17 protein-coding genes are annotated in these 14,339 nt (G+C 65.0%); 11 read left to right on the forward strand and 6 right to left on the reverse strand.

What is annotated here, in order from left to right; genetic code table 11:
- Positions 1-57: 57 nt before the first annotated feature.
- Positions 58-1,881 (reverse strand): cobaltochelatase subunit CobT, encoded by a 1,824-nt coding sequence (gene cobT / locus VGU00_RS08940; RefSeq protein WP_327467639.1) that lies wholly within the window; start codon positions 1,879-1,881, stop codon positions 58-60.
- A 187-nt stretch (positions 1,882-2,068) separates the two neighbouring features.
- Here cobT and VGU00_RS08945 point away from each other — a divergent pair, with 187 nt between their 5' ends.
- On the forward strand, positions 2,069-3,262 hold the full coding sequence (locus tag VGU00_RS08945; RefSeq protein WP_327467641.1) for an MFS transporter: 1,194 nt from the start codon (positions 2,069-2,071) through the stop codon (positions 3,260-3,262).
- Complete coding sequence (locus VGU00_RS08950; RefSeq protein WP_327455160.1) at positions 3,259-3,390, forward strand: hypothetical protein; 132 nt, start codon at positions 3,259-3,261, stop codon at positions 3,388-3,390. The genes VGU00_RS08945 and VGU00_RS08950 overlap by 4 nt, the downstream gene beginning before the upstream one ends.
- Positions 3,391-3,394: 4 nt before the next feature.
- Here the strand turns inward: VGU00_RS08950 and VGU00_RS08955 are convergent, their stop codons facing one another.
- Positions 3,395-4,588, reverse strand: coding sequence for an alpha/beta hydrolase (locus tag VGU00_RS08955; RefSeq protein ID WP_327467643.1), 1,194 nt, complete (start codon positions 4,586-4,588; stop codon positions 3,395-3,397).
- A 165-nt stretch (positions 4,589-4,753) separates the two neighbouring features.
- On the opposite strand from VGU00_RS08955, the gene VGU00_RS08960 reads away from it, so the two are divergent.
- The gene (locus VGU00_RS08960; protein ID WP_327467645.1) at positions 4,754-5,815 is read left to right on the forward strand and encodes a DUF5694 domain-containing protein; all 1,062 of its coding nucleotides are present in this window, start codon (positions 4,754-4,756) and stop codon (positions 5,813-5,815) included.
- 4 nt (positions 5,816-5,819) lie between these two features.
- Here the strand turns inward: VGU00_RS08960 and cobS are convergent, their stop codons facing one another.
- The 3 genes from cobS to VGU00_RS08975 form a co-directional block, all read right to left on the reverse strand.
- On the reverse strand, positions 5,820-6,809 hold the full coding sequence (cobS, locus tag VGU00_RS08965; protein ID WP_327467647.1) for a cobaltochelatase subunit CobS: 990 nt from the start codon (positions 6,807-6,809) through the stop codon (positions 5,820-5,822).
- A gap of 103 nt (positions 6,810-6,912) precedes the next feature.
- Positions 6,913-7,350, reverse strand: coding sequence for a nuclear transport factor 2 family protein (locus VGU00_RS08970; RefSeq protein ID WP_327467649.1), 438 nt, complete (start codon positions 7,348-7,350; stop codon positions 6,913-6,915).
- Positions 7,351-7,360: 10 nt separating this feature from the next.
- Entirely contained in the window at positions 7,361-7,954 is a 594-nt protein-coding gene (locus tag VGU00_RS08975; protein WP_327467651.1) for a J domain-containing protein, read from the reverse strand.
- 82 nt (positions 7,955-8,036) lie between these two features.
- Between VGU00_RS08975 and VGU00_RS08980 the strand changes: the two genes are divergently transcribed.
- The 7 genes from VGU00_RS08980 (at position 8,037) to VGU00_RS09010 (ending at position 12,689) form a co-directional block, all read left to right on the forward strand.
- A complete protein-coding gene (locus tag VGU00_RS08980; protein ID WP_414713521.1) occupies positions 8,037-8,318 on the forward strand; it encodes a BolA family protein in 282 nt (93 codons plus the stop codon).
- The gene (locus VGU00_RS08985) at positions 8,318-8,692 is read left to right on the forward strand and encodes a cupin domain-containing protein (protein ID WP_327467653.1); all 375 of its coding nucleotides are present in this window, start codon (positions 8,318-8,320) and stop codon (positions 8,690-8,692) included. Before VGU00_RS08980 ends, VGU00_RS08985 begins: the two co-directional genes overlap by 1 nt.
- Positions 8,693-8,790: 98 nt before the next feature.
- Positions 8,791-9,339, forward strand: coding sequence for a hypothetical protein (locus tag VGU00_RS08990; RefSeq protein WP_327467655.1), 549 nt, complete (start codon positions 8,791-8,793; stop codon positions 9,337-9,339).
- Complete coding sequence (locus VGU00_RS08995; protein ID WP_327467656.1) at positions 9,339-10,223, forward strand: pirin family protein; 885 nt, start codon at positions 9,339-9,341, stop codon at positions 10,221-10,223. The genes VGU00_RS08990 and VGU00_RS08995 overlap by 1 nt, the downstream gene beginning before the upstream one ends.
- Complete coding sequence (locus tag VGU00_RS09000) at positions 10,220-10,669, forward strand: hypothetical protein (RefSeq protein WP_327467658.1); 450 nt, start codon at positions 10,220-10,222, stop codon at positions 10,667-10,669. The genes VGU00_RS08995 and VGU00_RS09000 overlap by 4 nt, the downstream gene beginning before the upstream one ends.
- 82 nt (positions 10,670-10,751) lie before the next feature.
- Positions 10,752-11,675 (forward strand): alpha/beta hydrolase, encoded by a 924-nt coding sequence (locus tag VGU00_RS09005; RefSeq protein WP_327467660.1) that lies wholly within the window; start codon positions 10,752-10,754, stop codon positions 11,673-11,675.
- Positions 11,676-11,900: 225 nt separating this feature from the next.
- The gene (locus VGU00_RS09010; protein ID WP_327467662.1) at positions 11,901-12,689 is read left to right on the forward strand and encodes an AraC family transcriptional regulator; all 789 of its coding nucleotides are present in this window, start codon (positions 11,901-11,903) and stop codon (positions 12,687-12,689) included.
- A gap of 46 nt (positions 12,690-12,735) precedes the next feature.
- Here the strand turns inward: VGU00_RS09010 and VGU00_RS09015 are convergent, their stop codons facing one another.
- Positions 12,736-13,167 (reverse strand): hypothetical protein, encoded by a 432-nt coding sequence (locus VGU00_RS09015; protein ID WP_327467664.1) that lies wholly within the window; start codon positions 13,165-13,167, stop codon positions 12,736-12,738.
- Between VGU00_RS09015 and VGU00_RS09020 the strand changes: the two genes are divergently transcribed.
- The gene (locus VGU00_RS09020) at positions 13,166-14,323 is read left to right on the forward strand and encodes a serine hydrolase (RefSeq protein ID WP_327467666.1); all 1,158 of its coding nucleotides are present in this window, start codon (positions 13,166-13,168) and stop codon (positions 14,321-14,323) included. The two genes, VGU00_RS09015 and VGU00_RS09020, sit on opposite strands and share 2 nt — an antisense overlap.
- The last annotated feature ends 16 nt before the right edge of the window (positions 14,324-14,339 follow it).

A 14,339-nucleotide genomic window follows, 5' to 3' on the forward strand; every position in this document is an offset into this window, starting at 1 on the left:
CATCGGGAAGGATTTGTAACGAGGGGCAAAGGGCTTGTCACCCCGACCCATTAAGGATCAATCGATGTCGAACAATCCCGCGAGCTGTTCGACCATCGTGCCGCCGAGTTGCTCGGCGTCCATGATCGTCACCGCGCGGCTGTAGTAGCGCGTGACGTCGTGCCCGATGCCGATCGCGCACAGCTCGACCGGCGACCGTTTCTCGATCCATTCGATCACCTGCCGCAGATGCTGGTCGAGATAGGCGCCGTGGTTGACCGAGAGCGTCGAGTCGTCGACCGGCGCGCCGTCGGAAATGACCATCAGGATGCGGCGTTCCTCGGGGCGGCCGATGATCCGCTGGTGCGCCCACATCAACGCCTCGCCGTCGATATTCTCTTTCAGCAAGCCTTCGCGCATCATCAGCCCGAGCGACTTGCGCGCGCGGCGATAGGGTTCGTCGGCGGGCTTGTAGATGATGTGGCGGAGGTCGTTGAGGCGGCCGGGATGCGGCGGACGCCCGGCGGCGAGCCAATCCTCGCGGCTCTGTCCGCCCTTCCATGTCCGCGTCGTGAAGCCCAAAATTTCGGTCTTCACGCCGCAGCGTTCGAGCGTGCGCGCAAGGATGTCGGCGCTGATCGCGGCGATGCTGATCGGCCGCCCGCGCATCGAGCCGCTATTGTCGATGAGCAGGGTGACGACGGTGTCGCGGAAATCGGTGTCGCGCTCGATCTTGTACGACAGCGAGCTGCCGGGCGAGACGATGACGCGCGCGAGCCGCGCGGCGTCGAGCTGGCCTTCCTCCTGGTCGAAATCCCACGCGCGGTTCTGCTGCGCCATCAACCGCCGCTGGAGGCGGTTCGCGAGCTTGGTGACCGCGCCTTGCAGGTGCGTCATCTGCTGGTCGAGATAGGCGCGCAGCCGGGTGAGTTCGTCGGCATCGCAGAGCTCGGTCGCGGCGACGATCTCGTCATGCTTTTCGGTGAAGCGCAGATAGTTGAAATCGGGAATGTCGCTCGGCAGGCGGTTGGGGCGCACCGGCAGCATGCCCTCGTCGCCTTCGCCGCCCATTTCGGGCTCGCCGTCGGCTTCCATTTCCTGCGCGTCGGGGTCGCTGTCGCCGTCGTCGGCCTGGTCGCCCGCCATTTCGGCGCGCGCGTCGACTTGGCTCTCGCCCGCGCCGCCGTCTTCGCTTTCCTGCTCTTCCTGGCTTTCCTCGGCTTCGCTCTCGTCCTGTTCGCCGCCGTCCTCGCTGCCTTCCTCCAGCGGTTCGTCGCTATGGATGAGGTCGAGGTGACGCAGCGCAAGTTTGGCGGTCTCGGCAAAGGCGGCCTGATCGTCGAGCAGCATCGACAAGGCGGTAAGGTCGCCGCCCGCCTCGCTGCTGATCCATTCGCGTACCAGCGACAGGCCGGTCTCGGTGCCCTGCGGCGCATGTTCGCCGGTCAGCGCTTCGCGCAACATCAGTTCGAGCGCGCTCGACAGCGGGACCTCGTCGCGGCTTTGTGCGCGGCTGATCGGGTCGCTGCGCATCCGCATCGCGAGGCTGGAGGCGAGGTTGCTGCGCATCCCATCCATGTGGCGCGCGCCCAATGCCTCGATCCGTGCGCGCTCCATCGCGTCGAACGCGGCGGCGGCCAGCGGTTCGGACGGGCGCGCGGCCGCGTGCAGTTTCTCGCTGTGATGCTTCATGCGCAGCGCGTAGCTGTCGGCAAAGCCGCGCGCTTCGGCGACCTGGTCGGCGGGCAGGGTGCGCGATGGCGTCGGGACCTTGATCGCCTTGCCGATCTGCGCGGGCGCATCGGCGGTAAAACCGACCTCGACCTCGGCATCGCGCGTCACCGCGCGCGCGACGCTCGACAGCGCGGCCTTGAAATCGTCGAGGGGAGATTGGGCAGACATTTCGACTCGGCTCTAACCAGCTTTGGGTGCCGAAGGAAGAGGATGCCGTCACGCATACCATAATCGTCACCCCGGACTTGATCCGGGGTGGCGAAAGAGGGAATGGGCGCGACCATAGCTATGCTCGCTTGACGGAAACGGAAGGCAGGCGCATCGCCGCGACATGAGCTCCCCCCAACTCTCCCCCATGAAACGCCCCTGGATCGTCATCGCCTGCGCGGCGTTCATCGTGACGCTTGCGATGGGGGTACGCCAGTCGTTCGGCCTGTTCTTGCCGCAGATGAGCGTCGATATCGGGATCAGCCGGTCCGATTTCGGGCTCGCGATGGCGCTCCAGAACCTGCTCTTCGGGCTCGTCCAGCCGTTCGTCGGAGCGCTCGCCGACAAGCATGGCGCGGGACGCGTCGTGCTCGGCGGGGCGCTGCTCTATGCGCTCGGGCTAGTCGGCGCAGCCTTCGCGACCGATGCGATCGGGCTGCATATCAGCTTTGGCCTGCTGATCGGCATGGCGCAGTCGGCGACGACTTTTGTCGTCGTATTGGGCGCGGTCGGGCGCGTCGTCAGCCCCGAAAAGCGCAGCAGCGCGTTCGGGATCGTCACCGCGGGCGGCTCGCTCGGCCAGTTCCTCGTCGTGCCGCTGGCGTCGATGCTGCTCGGCGACATCGGCTATCACCAGACCTTGTGGATCATGGCGGGGCTCGTCGCGCTCTGCGGGCTGCTCGCGATCGGCGTCGCGGGGCGCACCGACACCCCGGGGACGCTGCAGGTCGAAGAACAAACGGCGCGCGAAGCGCTGCACGAAGCCGCGGTCCATCGCGGTTACTGGCTGCTCAACGCGGGCTTCTTCGTATGCGGTTTCCACATCGCCTTCATCGCGACGCATTTGCCCGCCTATCTCGACGACAAGGGGCTGGGGATCGAAATCGGCGCGCAGGTGCTTGCACTCGTCGGGCTGTTCAACATTCTCGGTTCCTATGTCTTCGGCCGTGCGGGCGACCTGCTGCGCCAGAAATATGTCCTGTCGGCGCTCTACACCGCGCGATCGGCGGTGATCGCGCTGTTCCTGTTCCTGCCACTCAGCCATGCGAGCGCGCTCGTCTTCGCGGGCGCGATGGGGTTCCTGTGGCTCGGCACCGTGCCGCTGACCAGCGGGATCGTCGGCCGCATCTTCGGCATACGCTACCTCTCGATGCTATATGGCATCGTCTTCCTGAGCCATCAGGTCGGCAGCTTCTTCGGTGCCTATACCGCCGGGCTGATCTTCGACGCGACGGGAAGCTATAATATCGCGTGGGGCTTTTCGATCGCGCTCGGGCTGTTCGCGGGGCTCGTCCACCTGCCGATCGCCGACGCGCCGGTCAAACGGCTGCAACCCGCATGAAGATCGCGCGACAGGACTGGATCGCGCTTGCGCTCTTCGTCCTGATCGCGGCCGGCGGCCTGTGGCTGTGGACCGGCGAAGGGCCGGTGGTCTGGCTCACCAATTTCGCGATCATGTGCGGATTCTAGCGGCTTACTGGGGTTCTTCGACCTCGGGCGTCCGCTGGCAGATCGCATCGTCCCCATTCTTGGGTATCACGGGATCGGGGAGCAGGCGGAACACATGGGCGAACTGGGTCGCTACCCGTTCGGGGCGCGTGCGCTTGTTGGCGACGACATCGATGAAGTCCCAGCACACGACGCCGCTGCGCAGGAAATTGCTGTGCCCGGTCGATCCGCGCGACACATCGGTCGTGTCGATCACGGTCAGGCCCGGGCGCGACACGGGATAGCAGCGTTCGGGCAGCGCCTTCGCCTTGAGGTCTGCCGCCTCGAACGGGTCGAAGCAATAGGGTGAACCCAGCCGCGGATAGCCGTGGATCGCGCGCGACGCTGCGAGCGCCTTGTCGGCGCGCGACGTATAGACGGTGATCCGGCGATTGTTCGCGACGCGCCGCGCCGACAGCACCTCATCCTCGATGTCGCGCTCGAACGTCTCGCGGTCGATGTCGGGCGAGGCGAGGATGATGTTCGAAATATTGCTGCTGTCGGCGCTGCTCGATGTCCGGTCGACATAGGAGATCGCCGGGATCACCAGCCGTGCCCCGAGCGAGTGCGAGACGATCACGATCTCCTTGACCCAGCCTTGTTCGGCGAGCGTCTTCAGGAAGTCGCGGAAGTTGCGGACGTCGTGATACATGTTCGTCTCGTCGACGACATAGCTCAAGAGCTTGCCCTGCGACGGCCAGCTATATTCGATGATCGGGCCGTCGAAGCCCGTCATGCGCGCGATCTGCGCGGCGTCCTTCGACGTCGTGGAGAAATTCTCGCGATAGCCGTGGACATAGAGCAGCACGCGCCCCTGCTTGCGGTCGGTTTCGGCCTGCAGCGCGCGCCACCAGTCTGCCGACGTCTGGAAGGCGACCGGGGCGAGCAGTTTCTTTTTCTTGTCGACGGTGATTTCGCGCGGCGCGTTGAAGCGGCCGTAGCGGATATGATCGCCACGATGGCGGAGCAGCTCGATGTCGGGCGTGCGGCAATCGGGCAGGCGGCTGGTCGCGAAGAAATAGGGCAAAGCCTCGCCGTCGATGACTGCGCCGGGCTGTGCGGTGCAGCGCGGGTCGGCGACATAGTCGGCGTGGCGGATCTTGCCATAATCGACCGCGGCGATGCTGCATCCCGTCAACGGGGCAAGGGCGATAGCGGCGAGCAGGGATTTCGTTCGCATGCGATGCTTCGTCTTTGAAAAAGCTGACACATCCCGACGCTGACAGAGCGGGGCGGTCATGGGAAGCCGGAAAATCGACCCGGCGAAGAGTGTTGATCGAATAATACACTTCGCCTATTCCTGTCCAGCACCCTTTGCCGGGCGCGTTCACAGGGGAGGGGTTTCGTGACGGCTTTCACCGCGTTGCTGCTGACGATGGCGGCCCCCGGGGCCTATGTCCCGGCCTTCGATCCGGGCCGGCTCAAGGACGGAGTCACGGGGGCGCCGGGCGAATTGCTCGTGCTGGGATCGCCGCACCTGTCGGGACTGCCCAAGGACTTCAAGCCCGAAAGCCTCGAGCCGCTGCTCGCGCGCCTTGCCGCGTGGAAACCGGCGATCATCACGATCGAGGGGCTTTCGGGCCCCGATTGCGAGTTGCTGGTTCGTTACAAGCCGCTCTATCCGGGGGCAGCGGACTATTGCTGGGACCCGGGCGCTGCGCAAAAGATCGTCGGGCTCGACATGGTTGCGGCGACGGTCGAGGCCGACAGGCTGCTCGCCGCCTGGCCTACCGATCCGGCACCCGCCGATCGCCGCCGCCTCGCGGCGCTGTTCCTGGCGGGGGGCGAGCGTCCGTCGGCGCTGGTCCAGTGGCTGCGGCTCCCCGCGAACGAACGGCGCGCGGGCGACGGGCTCGATCCGACGCTCGTCGCGGTGCTCGACAAGGCGATGACGGGGCGCAACGAGAATTTCCTGATCGGGTCGGCGCTGGCGGCGCGGCTCGGGCTCGAGCGCGTCTATGCGACTGACGATCATAGCGCGGACGGCGTGACCGCGTCGCTCGACAAGGATCCCGGCTATGGCGCCGCGCTGCAGCGGATCTGGGACACGCCATTGTTGAAGGACCGGATCGCGGCGGAAAAGGCGCTCGAGACCCGACTCGACGGCGAGGGCGTCATGGCGCTCTATCGCTTCTATAACCAGCCGGAAACGATGCGCCTCGCCTTCGACACCGATTTCGGCGCCGCGCTCGCCGATACGAGTCCGCAGCAATATGGGCGCCGTTACACCGGCTGGTGGGAAACGCGGAACCTGCGCATGGTCGCCAATATCCGCGCCGCGATGGCGGTTCGCCCCGGCGCGCGCGCGCTCGCGATCGTCGGCGCGTCGCACAAGGGCTATTTCGAAGCCTATATGGGCATGATGCACGACGTCCGGGTGGTGGACGCAGCAACCGTGCTGAAATGACCGCTTAGCGGGCGACGACGCTTTCGGGCAGGTCTTCGCCGAATACGCGCTGATAATATTCGGCGACGATCATCCGTTCGGCCTCGTCGCACTTGTTGAGGAACGAGAGGCGGAAGGCGAAGCCGATATTGTTGAAAATCGCGGTGTTCTGCGCCCAGCTGATCACCGTGCGCGGCGACATCACGGTCGAGATGTCGCCGCCCACGAAGCCCTGCCGCGTCAGGTCCGCAACCTTGACCATATTGGCGACGGTCGTGTCGTCGGTGCCCGGCACCTTCGCGAGAATGATCGCGCTTTCGGTCGCTGCGGGCAGATAGTTCAGCGTGACGACGATGTTCCAGCGGTCCATCTGACCCTGGTTGATCTGCTGCGTCCCGTGGTAGAGCCCGCTCGTGTCGCCGAGGCCGACGGTGTTCGCGGTCGAGAAGAGGCGGAAATGCGGGTTCGGGCGGATCACGCGGTTCTGGTCGAGCAGCGTCAGCTTGCCCTCGGTCTCGAGCACGCGCTGGATGACGAACATCACGTCGGGGCGGCCCGCGTCATATTCGTCGAAGACGAGCGCGGTCGGGGTCTGCAGCGCCCAGGGGAGCAGGCCTTCGCGAAATTCGGTGACCTGCTGGCCGTCACGCAGCACGATCGCGTCGCGGCCGACGAGGTCGATACGGCTGATATGCGCGTCGAGGTTGACGCGGATGCACGGCCATTTGAGGCGCGCCGCAACCTGTTCGATATGCGTCGACTTGCCGGTGCCGTGATAGCCCTGGACCATCACGCGGCGGTTATATTTGAAGCCCGCGAGGATCGCGAGCGTGGTGTCGCCGTCGAAGACGTAAGCCGGGTCGAGATCGGGGACGCGCTCGTCGGCCTCGCTGAACGCCGGCACCTTCATGTCGATATCGACACCGAACATCTCGCGCGCATCGACCTCGGTATCGGGCGCCGCAAGCAGCGTCGAGCCGTGGTGGTCGGGAAGGCTGTTCGGGATATCGATCATGGCAAAGTCCAGCAAGCAAACGGGGAGAGTCGCCGCGCGGCGGCGCTTCGCCGTCGCGGTATCGTCATGGGTTGCGGCTTGCAACGCCTTTCGTGGCGATAGTCTAAAGGAGGCCGAGCGCCTTCATCACCGCCGACTGGTCATAATAGGGGCGTTCGCAGACGATCTTGTCGCCGCCCGGCGCGAATTCGAAGCTGGCGGCCATACGAATGCGGAAGGCTTTTCCCGTGGGTTGGATCGTTCGGAGGCCGAGCTTCAGCGGACCGAGATGCGTGCCCGTCAGCCAGAATTCGACGAGCACCGTATTCGTGCTCTCGTCGGCGGCGATCGCGATCACTTCGTTCGCCTGATCGGGAAAGGGTTCGCGCGATGTCGCGAAATAGGATCGCACTGCCGTCTCGCCGTCGAAGATCGTGCCGGGCCCCATCAGCTCGTAGCGCGGATGATCGAAGGTCGCGAGGACACCGTCCCAATCGTGCGTGATCTCGAGCGCCATATGGCGGCGCACCACCTCGATCCGCGCTTCGTTCAGGTCGGTCATTGTGCATCTCCTATGCGAATGCCTTGCTCTTCCTGAGCAACTGATAGGCTTCGACTACCGCACCCAGCCGGGCTTCGAAACTGCGATCGCCGCCATTCCGGTCGGGATGATATTTGCGCACGAGCTCGCTGTAGCGCCGCCGCAGCGCCGCGCGGTCGGCGTCGGCGGGCAGCGCCATCAGCTGCATCGCGTCATGCTCTTCGCGCGACAGCCCGGGGTTGGCCGCCTCGCGCCGCGCGGCATCCATCCGCTGGCGAAAGCGTGCGCCGAGCGCGTCCATCGGATCGCGGAAGTCGGCCCAGCGCGGCGGCAGGTCGGCGCTGCCCGCGGGACGGAAGGCGCGGCTTTCGGTTTCCCAGCCTGCGGTCGGCGACTGCGCCGCCATGATCTGGTCGGCGCTCATCCCTTCGAAGAAATTATAGCCCGCGTTGAATTCGCGCACATGGTCGAGGCACAGCCAGCGGTACGGCGGCGGCCCGTCGGGCGAACGGTGCGACGATACCGGCGCGCGAAACTCGCCCGCCTCGCGGCAACCGGGCGCGGCGCAGCGCTCTTCGCGCGGGACGCGACCATGAAAACGGGTGGGGCGGGCAGAAGACGGCACGATAGGCTTTCGGAATCGAAGGGTGGAACCTGATCTTTGGGAGGCCTTATAATTTGGCGATGGAGCGCTTATGGTCAAGCCCATGAGCAACAAAGGCCCCGTGCAGCAAGAGATGGAAAGCCTGCTTCGCGCAGCTTTTCCCGACGCGAATTTCACCCTCAACAACGATAGCGCCAGCCATCATGGCCATATGGGCGACGACGGCAGCGGCGAGTCGCATTTCAGCCTGAATATCGAGTGGGCGGGCTTCGCCGGCCAGAATCGCGTCGCGCGCCAGCGCGCGGTGAACAAGGCGCTCGGCGACCTGCCGGGGCAGCGTGTCCACGCGCTCGCGATCAAGGCGACCGCGCCGGGGGAGGGCTGATGATGGACAAGGTCAACCTAGCCGAAGCCTTTGCGAAAATCCCCGATGCGTGGAACCCGCGCGTCGCGGGCGACATCAATGATTTCCAGGTCAAGCTGGTCAAGCTCGAAGGCCGGTTCGACTGGCACCATCATGAGGTAGAGGATGAGCTCTTCCTCGTCGTCGTCGGCCGGATGAAGATGGCGTTTCGCGACCGCGACGTGGTCGTCGAACCCGGCGAGTTCATCATCGTCCCGCACGGCGTCGAACATTGCCCCGAGGCGCTGGACGGCGAATGCCATGTTCTGTTGCTAGAGCCGAACTCGACCCTCAACACGGGCAATGTCGAAACCGAAAAGACCCGAAAAACGCTCGAAAGACTCGGCGGGCAATGAGTGGGCGGAGAGTACTGCGATTATTCTCTGCCGCATTGGTTTGCGCGCTGTGCCCGACGGGCGTCGGAGCTGGTGAGCCTGCCAAGTTTGCAGGAGAGATGTTCCCGCCCGAGTTCAGCACGCTCGATGGCAGTTGGGGCGGTTTGGCCGGGTTCGACGCGAGCCTCGTACGCATGGGCGAGGCACCCATCTGGAAAAAGGGTGCCAACGGTGACGATGCCGAAATTATCCGGTTGTTTCTCCAGCAGACGGCCGGATCGCAATTTGTGGTTACGCTGCGCCGATCGGCGGACGGCTCGGCGCGGGTGGTGACGAAGACCAGCGCTTACGGTCCGAAGGTGAAACAGCCCGCCGCAGTCATGACACGATCCTTCCCGGTCGATGCGGCCGAATTGCAACAGCTCGACGCGATGATCGCGAAGGCGGCGCTGTGGAAATTCTACCCCGGTGCATGGCCGCTCGACCCTGACAGCATCTGCATCGACGGCATCTATATGATCATGGAGCGCGCGTCGTTCGAAGGGCACGGTTTCGTTCATGGCAATATCCTGTGCGAAGTCGGCCGGGACGGGATCGCCGTCGCGAACCAGTTGCTTTCGATCGGGCATGTCGAAAATATCGGCGGCATTTACGTGGAGAAAATCTGATGTTCACCGTCATCACGCCCTCGACCCACGATATCGGCGCGTTCGACGTGCGCCGCACCTTGCCGAACAAGGCGCGGACGATGGTCGGGCCCTTCATCTTCGTCGACCAGTTCGGCCCCGCGCATTTCGACATCGGGCAAGGGATGGACGTGCGCCCGCACCCGCATATCAACCTGTCGACGCTGACCTATTTGTTCGAAGGCGCGATCGACCATCGCGACAGCCTCGGCACCTATGCGACGATCCGTCCCGGCGCGTGCAATTTGATGACCGCGGGGCGCGGTATCGTGCATTCGGAGCGCACGCCGCAGGCCGAGCGCACCACGGGTTCGGGCATTTCGGGAATGCAGACCTGGCTCGCGCTTCCTGACGGGAAAGAAGAGATCGACCCGGCGTTCGAGCATGTTCCCGCCGACAGGTTGCCGCTGGTCGAGGATGGCAATGTCTCGGCGCGCGTCGTCATGGGCAGCCTGTGGGGCGTGACCGCACCGACGACGCAGCACAGCGCGACCATTTATGCCGATATATTGATGAACGCGGGCGCGACGCTGCCGATCGATGCGGAAGCCGACGAGCGCGCGGTGCTCGTCGCGATCGGCGATGCGACCCTCGATGGCGAGCCGCTCGAACGTTACAGCCTCTATATATTGAAGCCCGGCCAGGCGATGACGCTGCGCGCGACAAGCGACGCGCGCGTGATGCTGCTGGGCGGCGAGGCGTTCACGACGCCGCGCCATGTCTGGTGGAATTTCGTCAGCTCGTCGCGCGATCGCATCAACGAAGCGAAGGCGGAGTGGAAGGAGCGCAAATTCCCGCTCGTTCCCGGCGACAGCGAAGAATTCATCCCGATCCCCGAAGTACCCAAGACGGTCAGCTATCCGTGAGCCTGCTGCTCGCGATGGTGCTTGCCGCCGCGCCCGAACCCGTTTTCGCGTGCAGCTTCGGCACCAAGCAGTTGACGGTCACGCAAGAGGGCGATGCGCTCGTCTATCGCTATGGCACGAAAGCCAAGACCGAGCTGCGCATCGTCGCCGACGCGCCGAGCCATCGCGTCTTTTATCATCGCACGCTCTATCCGCGCGCAGAGGACCAGACGCTGCGCTTCGTCAGCGGCGACTATAATTATGTCGTCTATGCCCATTGGTCGGCGCCGAGCATCGGGATGACCGAGGAGGGAAGCACCCCCGAAAGCTTCTACGGCGGGCTCACCGTGCTGCGCGGCGAACGCGAACTGTCGTCGCGCCGGTGCCGCAGCGGCGGCGATATGCGCGAATGGCCGATCTTCAAGACGCTGCCGCAGGACGAGACGAACATGACGCCGCCCGAATAGCGGCCCGCCATTTGTTGCAGCTTGCCAGCCGCAACGATCGCCGCCAGATTGGTTTTGAAAAGAAACCAAAGGAGCGGAATGGATGATCGGCGATTTCGAACAGCAACGCGTGGCGCTTTCGACCGGGGTCGAACTCGACGTGGTCGACATGGGGCCGCGCGATGCGCCGGTGCTGATGTTCCTGCACGGTTTTCCCGAATCGCACCGGACCTGGCGCTATCAACTGCCGCATTTTGCGGACCGTTTCCGCTGCATCGCACCCGACCAGCGCGGTTACCGCGGGTCGTCGAAGCCGCAGGATGTCGAATCCTACACCCCCGACAAGTTGATCGCCGACATCTTCGCGCTTGCCGACGCGCTCGGGGTCGAGAAGTTCACCATCGTCGGGCACGACTGGGGCGGCGCGATCGCCTGGGGTGTGGCGCTTGGCGGGCAGCCGGGCGGGCTGCATCCCGCATGGGCGGGCCGGGTGACGCGCGCCGTCATCGCCAATGCGCCGCATCCCGGCATCTTCGGTCGCCTGCTCGCGGTCGATCCCGAGCAGCGGGCCGCAAGCCAATATATCCGTACCTTCCGCGATCCTGCGAGCGACGCGATCATCGAGGAGCATGGCATTGCCGGTATTCTCGCGCACGCCTTTGCAGGGCGCGTGCCGAGCGGGGGGCTCCAGCCTGCCGACGAAATCGGCCGCTTGCTCAAGGACTGGGAGGATCGCGATACCTGCCGCGCGATGATCAACTGGTATCGCGGTTCGCCGATCAACGTCCCCGCGATGGACGAACCCTTTGCCGAACCGCCCGCGGTTCCGTTCCCGAAACTCGCTATTCCCACGCTCGTCATCTGGGCGCTCGACGATGTTGCCCTGCCGCCGTGCAACCTCGACGGGATGGCGGAGCTCGTTCCCGGCGTGACGATCGTCAAGGTGCCTGACAGCGGCCATTTCGTGCCGTGGGACGCCCCCGATGCGGTCAATGCCGCGATGGACGCGTTCCTCGCGGCAAATTGAAGCAAGACGCTGTTTTCGTCGGTTTAAAAAGGTGGCGGGCGGCGTATTCGCCGCCCGCCTTGGGGGGGGTCTGGGTTGCGTGCGCAGGGCGCACTTATGATCTCGTCCGCAACGGTTTTTGCCCGACGATCATCGACGATCGGGGATTTTGAAGCGGCGATTTAACCATATAATTCGCAAAGATAGCAGGCTTTCAGATTCTCCCATTCTTGCCATAATCGCGTCATGGAAGTGGGTGGACTCAAGGTCGCCTCGATCGTGGACCGGATCGATGGGCCGTCTAGCTGGACGATCGAGCGCGATGTCCATGCGCTCTATCTATATGAGGCGGGCAGCTATCACTGGCTCGAAACATGGCTCGACGGGCAGCGCACCTCGTTGGGCGATCCCCTGCCGGGTGAAATGTGGCTGGCGCCAGCCGGGCGTCGCTACCATGGCGAGGCGAAAGGCGGGGCGGTCCGCTATGTCGAGGTGGAAATCCCGATATCGCGGCTGACGGTGACGCCTGATACGCGTGCGCTCGCCGCGCATTATGACCTGGCGCTTGCCGCGCTCGTGCGCGCCCTGCTTGGCGGGGACGCCGGCGCTGCCGACCCGCTGATATCGATCCTTGCCAAAACGCTCGACGGGATGGTCGTGCGACCGGAACCGCCCGCGATGGTCGCGCGCATCAACGATCTGATGGCCTATATCCAGACCCAGCTCGAATCGTCACTGTCGGTCGAGGAAATGGCGGCCGGGGTGGGCATGTCGGTCAACAGCCTGATCGTCCATTTTGCGCGCGCGACGGGCCTGACCCCGGCGCAATATATGCTGCGCCAGCGGTTACGCCGCGCCTGCTGGTTCCTGATGAACCGGCCGTTGTCGGTCGCCGAGATCGCCTTTGCCACGGGCTTTTCCAGCCACGCGCACCTATGCGCCATTTTTCGCCGCAAGCTTGGCATGTCGCCGGGCGAGTGGCGCCGCCGTCATGTATCGGCGATCCTGCCCGCGGCATGGGAAGAGACGGAGTAGGGAATGTTGCTGGCAACGGCCGTGCTTTGGCCTTGTACCTCTGACCCTAGTTTTCGGGCGACAGCAGGCAACCGCTCGCACCTGCATAGCGCGCCGAGCGCGATGCGAGCAGCGGGACGCTCCCGGTGACCGTTTTGGTCGCGGGATCCTCGCTCAGCGAAACCATTTCCATCCCCGGTTCGAAGTCGCCCTGGCAGCTGTCGAGGCTGCGCCCCTGCACATAACGACACGAACAGCCGATGCGCGCGGCATAGGCCGAACCGAGTTCGGCTTGCGCCTTGAACGAGGGGAATTTCCAGACCGCGAAGATGCCGAACAGGACCGCGATCGCCAGCACCCACGGCAGGCAGCCGCCCGAACGGCTTGGCCCTTTGGGCTTTTCGGCAGGCGGCGGGACGGGAGCGGCCGGCGGCGGAGCTGCGGGCGTTGCCTCGCCCGTTGAAGGACCGGTCGGGTTGGTGCTAGTCACCCATGCCATGATCACGAAAAAACGGCTGCTGGCAAGTGCCGCCCTCGCGATGCTGGGTGCCTGGTCGCTCACGCAGGCGGCGGGGCAGGGCAATATGGCGCCCGCATCGCCCGCGCCGAAATTCGGCGCTTCGATCGACAATATCGCTGCGGCCGATACGCCGCAAGCGCTGCCCGCCTTGCCCGCGGCGATCCGGACCCGCGCCGACGCGCTGTTCAGCGATGCCGACGACGTCGGGCAGACGCGCGCGCTCCTAGTGCTGCGCGACGGCGAGCTGATTTACGAACGCTATGGCGCGGGTTTCGGTGCCGACAGCAAGCTGATCAGCTGGTCGATGGCGAAAAGCATCACCGCGGTGCTCACCGGCTTCCTCGTTGCCGACGGCCAATTGTCGCTCGACGGACCCGCGCCCGTCGCCGCCTGGCAGCGTAGCGGCGATCCGCGCGGCGCGATCACGCTGCGCCACCTGCTCCACATGTCGTCGGGGCTCGAGCATGTCGAAAATGGCGACCCGGTGTGGCAGGGCGACACGGTGACGATGTTGTTCGGCAGCGCGGCGGACGATATGGCGGGTTTCGCCGAAGCGAAGCCGGCGGCCGCGCAGCCCGACGAGGTTTTCAACTACAGCTCGGCGACCAGCGTGATCCTGTCGGATATATTGGCGGACACGCTGACGCCGTCGCGAAACCCCGATGCGCGGCGTGACGCGATGCGCGACTTTATCGCCGGCCGGCTGGTGGAACCGCTCGGGATGACCAGCCTGACACCCGAATATGATGCGCGCGGGACGATGATCGGCGGGTCGATCATGCACGCAACGGCGCGCGACTATGCGAAATTCGGCGAATTCCTGCGCAATCGCGGCGTGGTGAACGGTCAGCGGCTGCTACCCGAAACCTGGATCCGCTTCATGTTGACGCCCTCGGGCAAGGATGCCGGCTATGGCGGTCATATCTGGCTCAACCGGAAACGGCCCGCGGGCGTGACCCCCGCGCTATGGCCCGACCGGGGGCCGAACGACCTGTTCGCGTGCATCGGTCATCAGGGGCAATATATCATCGTGTCGCCGTCGCAGCGGGTGACGATCGTGCGGCTGGGCGTGACGACCGACGACCAGTTCCCCGAATTGCGCCGGCATCTCGCCGACCTGACAGAGGCGCTTTGAAACGGCGGCGCCGATC

It is taken from the genome of Sphingopyxis sp., from assembly GCF_035944815.1.
GTDB lineage: Bacteria > Pseudomonadota > Alphaproteobacteria > Sphingomonadales > Sphingomonadaceae > Sphingopyxis.

Coding starts and splice junctions, on each gene's coding strand:
- cobT (WP_327467639.1), bottom strand. CDS start 1,881: ATGTCTGCCCAATCTCCCCTCGACGATTTCAAGGCCGCGCTGTCGAGC.
- VGU00_RS08945 (WP_327467641.1), top strand. CDS start 2,069: ATGAAACGCCCCTGGATCGTCATCGCCTGCGCGGCGTTCATCGTGACG.
- VGU00_RS08950 (WP_327455160.1), top strand. CDS start 3,259: ATGAAGATCGCGCGACAGGACTGGATCGCGCTTGCGCTCTTCGTCCTG.
- VGU00_RS08955 (WP_327467643.1), bottom strand. CDS start 4,588: ATGCGAACGAAATCCCTGCTCGCCGCTATCGCCCTTGCCCCGTTGACG.
- cobS (WP_327467647.1), bottom strand. CDS start 6,809: ATGATCGATATCCCGAACAGCCTTCCCGACCACCACGGCTCGACGCTG.
- VGU00_RS08970 (WP_327467649.1), bottom strand. CDS start 7,350: ATGACCGACCTGAACGAAGCGCGGATCGAGGTGGTGCGCCGCCATATG.
- VGU00_RS08980 (WP_414713521.1), top strand. CDS start 8,037: ATGAGCAACAAAGGCCCCGTGCAGCAAGAGATGGAAAGCCTGCTTCGC.
- VGU00_RS08985 (WP_327467653.1), top strand. CDS start 8,318: ATGATGGACAAGGTCAACCTAGCCGAAGCCTTTGCGAAAATCCCCGAT.
- VGU00_RS08990 (WP_327467655.1), top strand. CDS start 8,791: ATGTTCCCGCCCGAGTTCAGCACGCTCGATGGCAGTTGGGGCGGTTTG.
- VGU00_RS08995 (WP_327467656.1), top strand. CDS start 9,339: ATGTTCACCGTCATCACGCCCTCGACCCACGATATCGGCGCGTTCGAC.
- VGU00_RS09005 (WP_327467660.1), top strand. CDS start 10,752: ATGATCGGCGATTTCGAACAGCAACGCGTGGCGCTTTCGACCGGGGTC.
- VGU00_RS09010 (WP_327467662.1), top strand. CDS start 11,901: ATGGAAGTGGGTGGACTCAAGGTCGCCTCGATCGTGGACCGGATCGAT.
- VGU00_RS09020 (WP_327467666.1), top strand. CDS start 13,166: ATGATCACGAAAAAACGGCTGCTGGCAAGTGCCGCCCTCGCGATGCTG.
- VGU00_RS09015 (WP_327467664.1), bottom strand. CDS start 13,167: ATGGCATGGGTGACTAGCACCAACCCGACCGGTCCTTCAACGGGCGAG.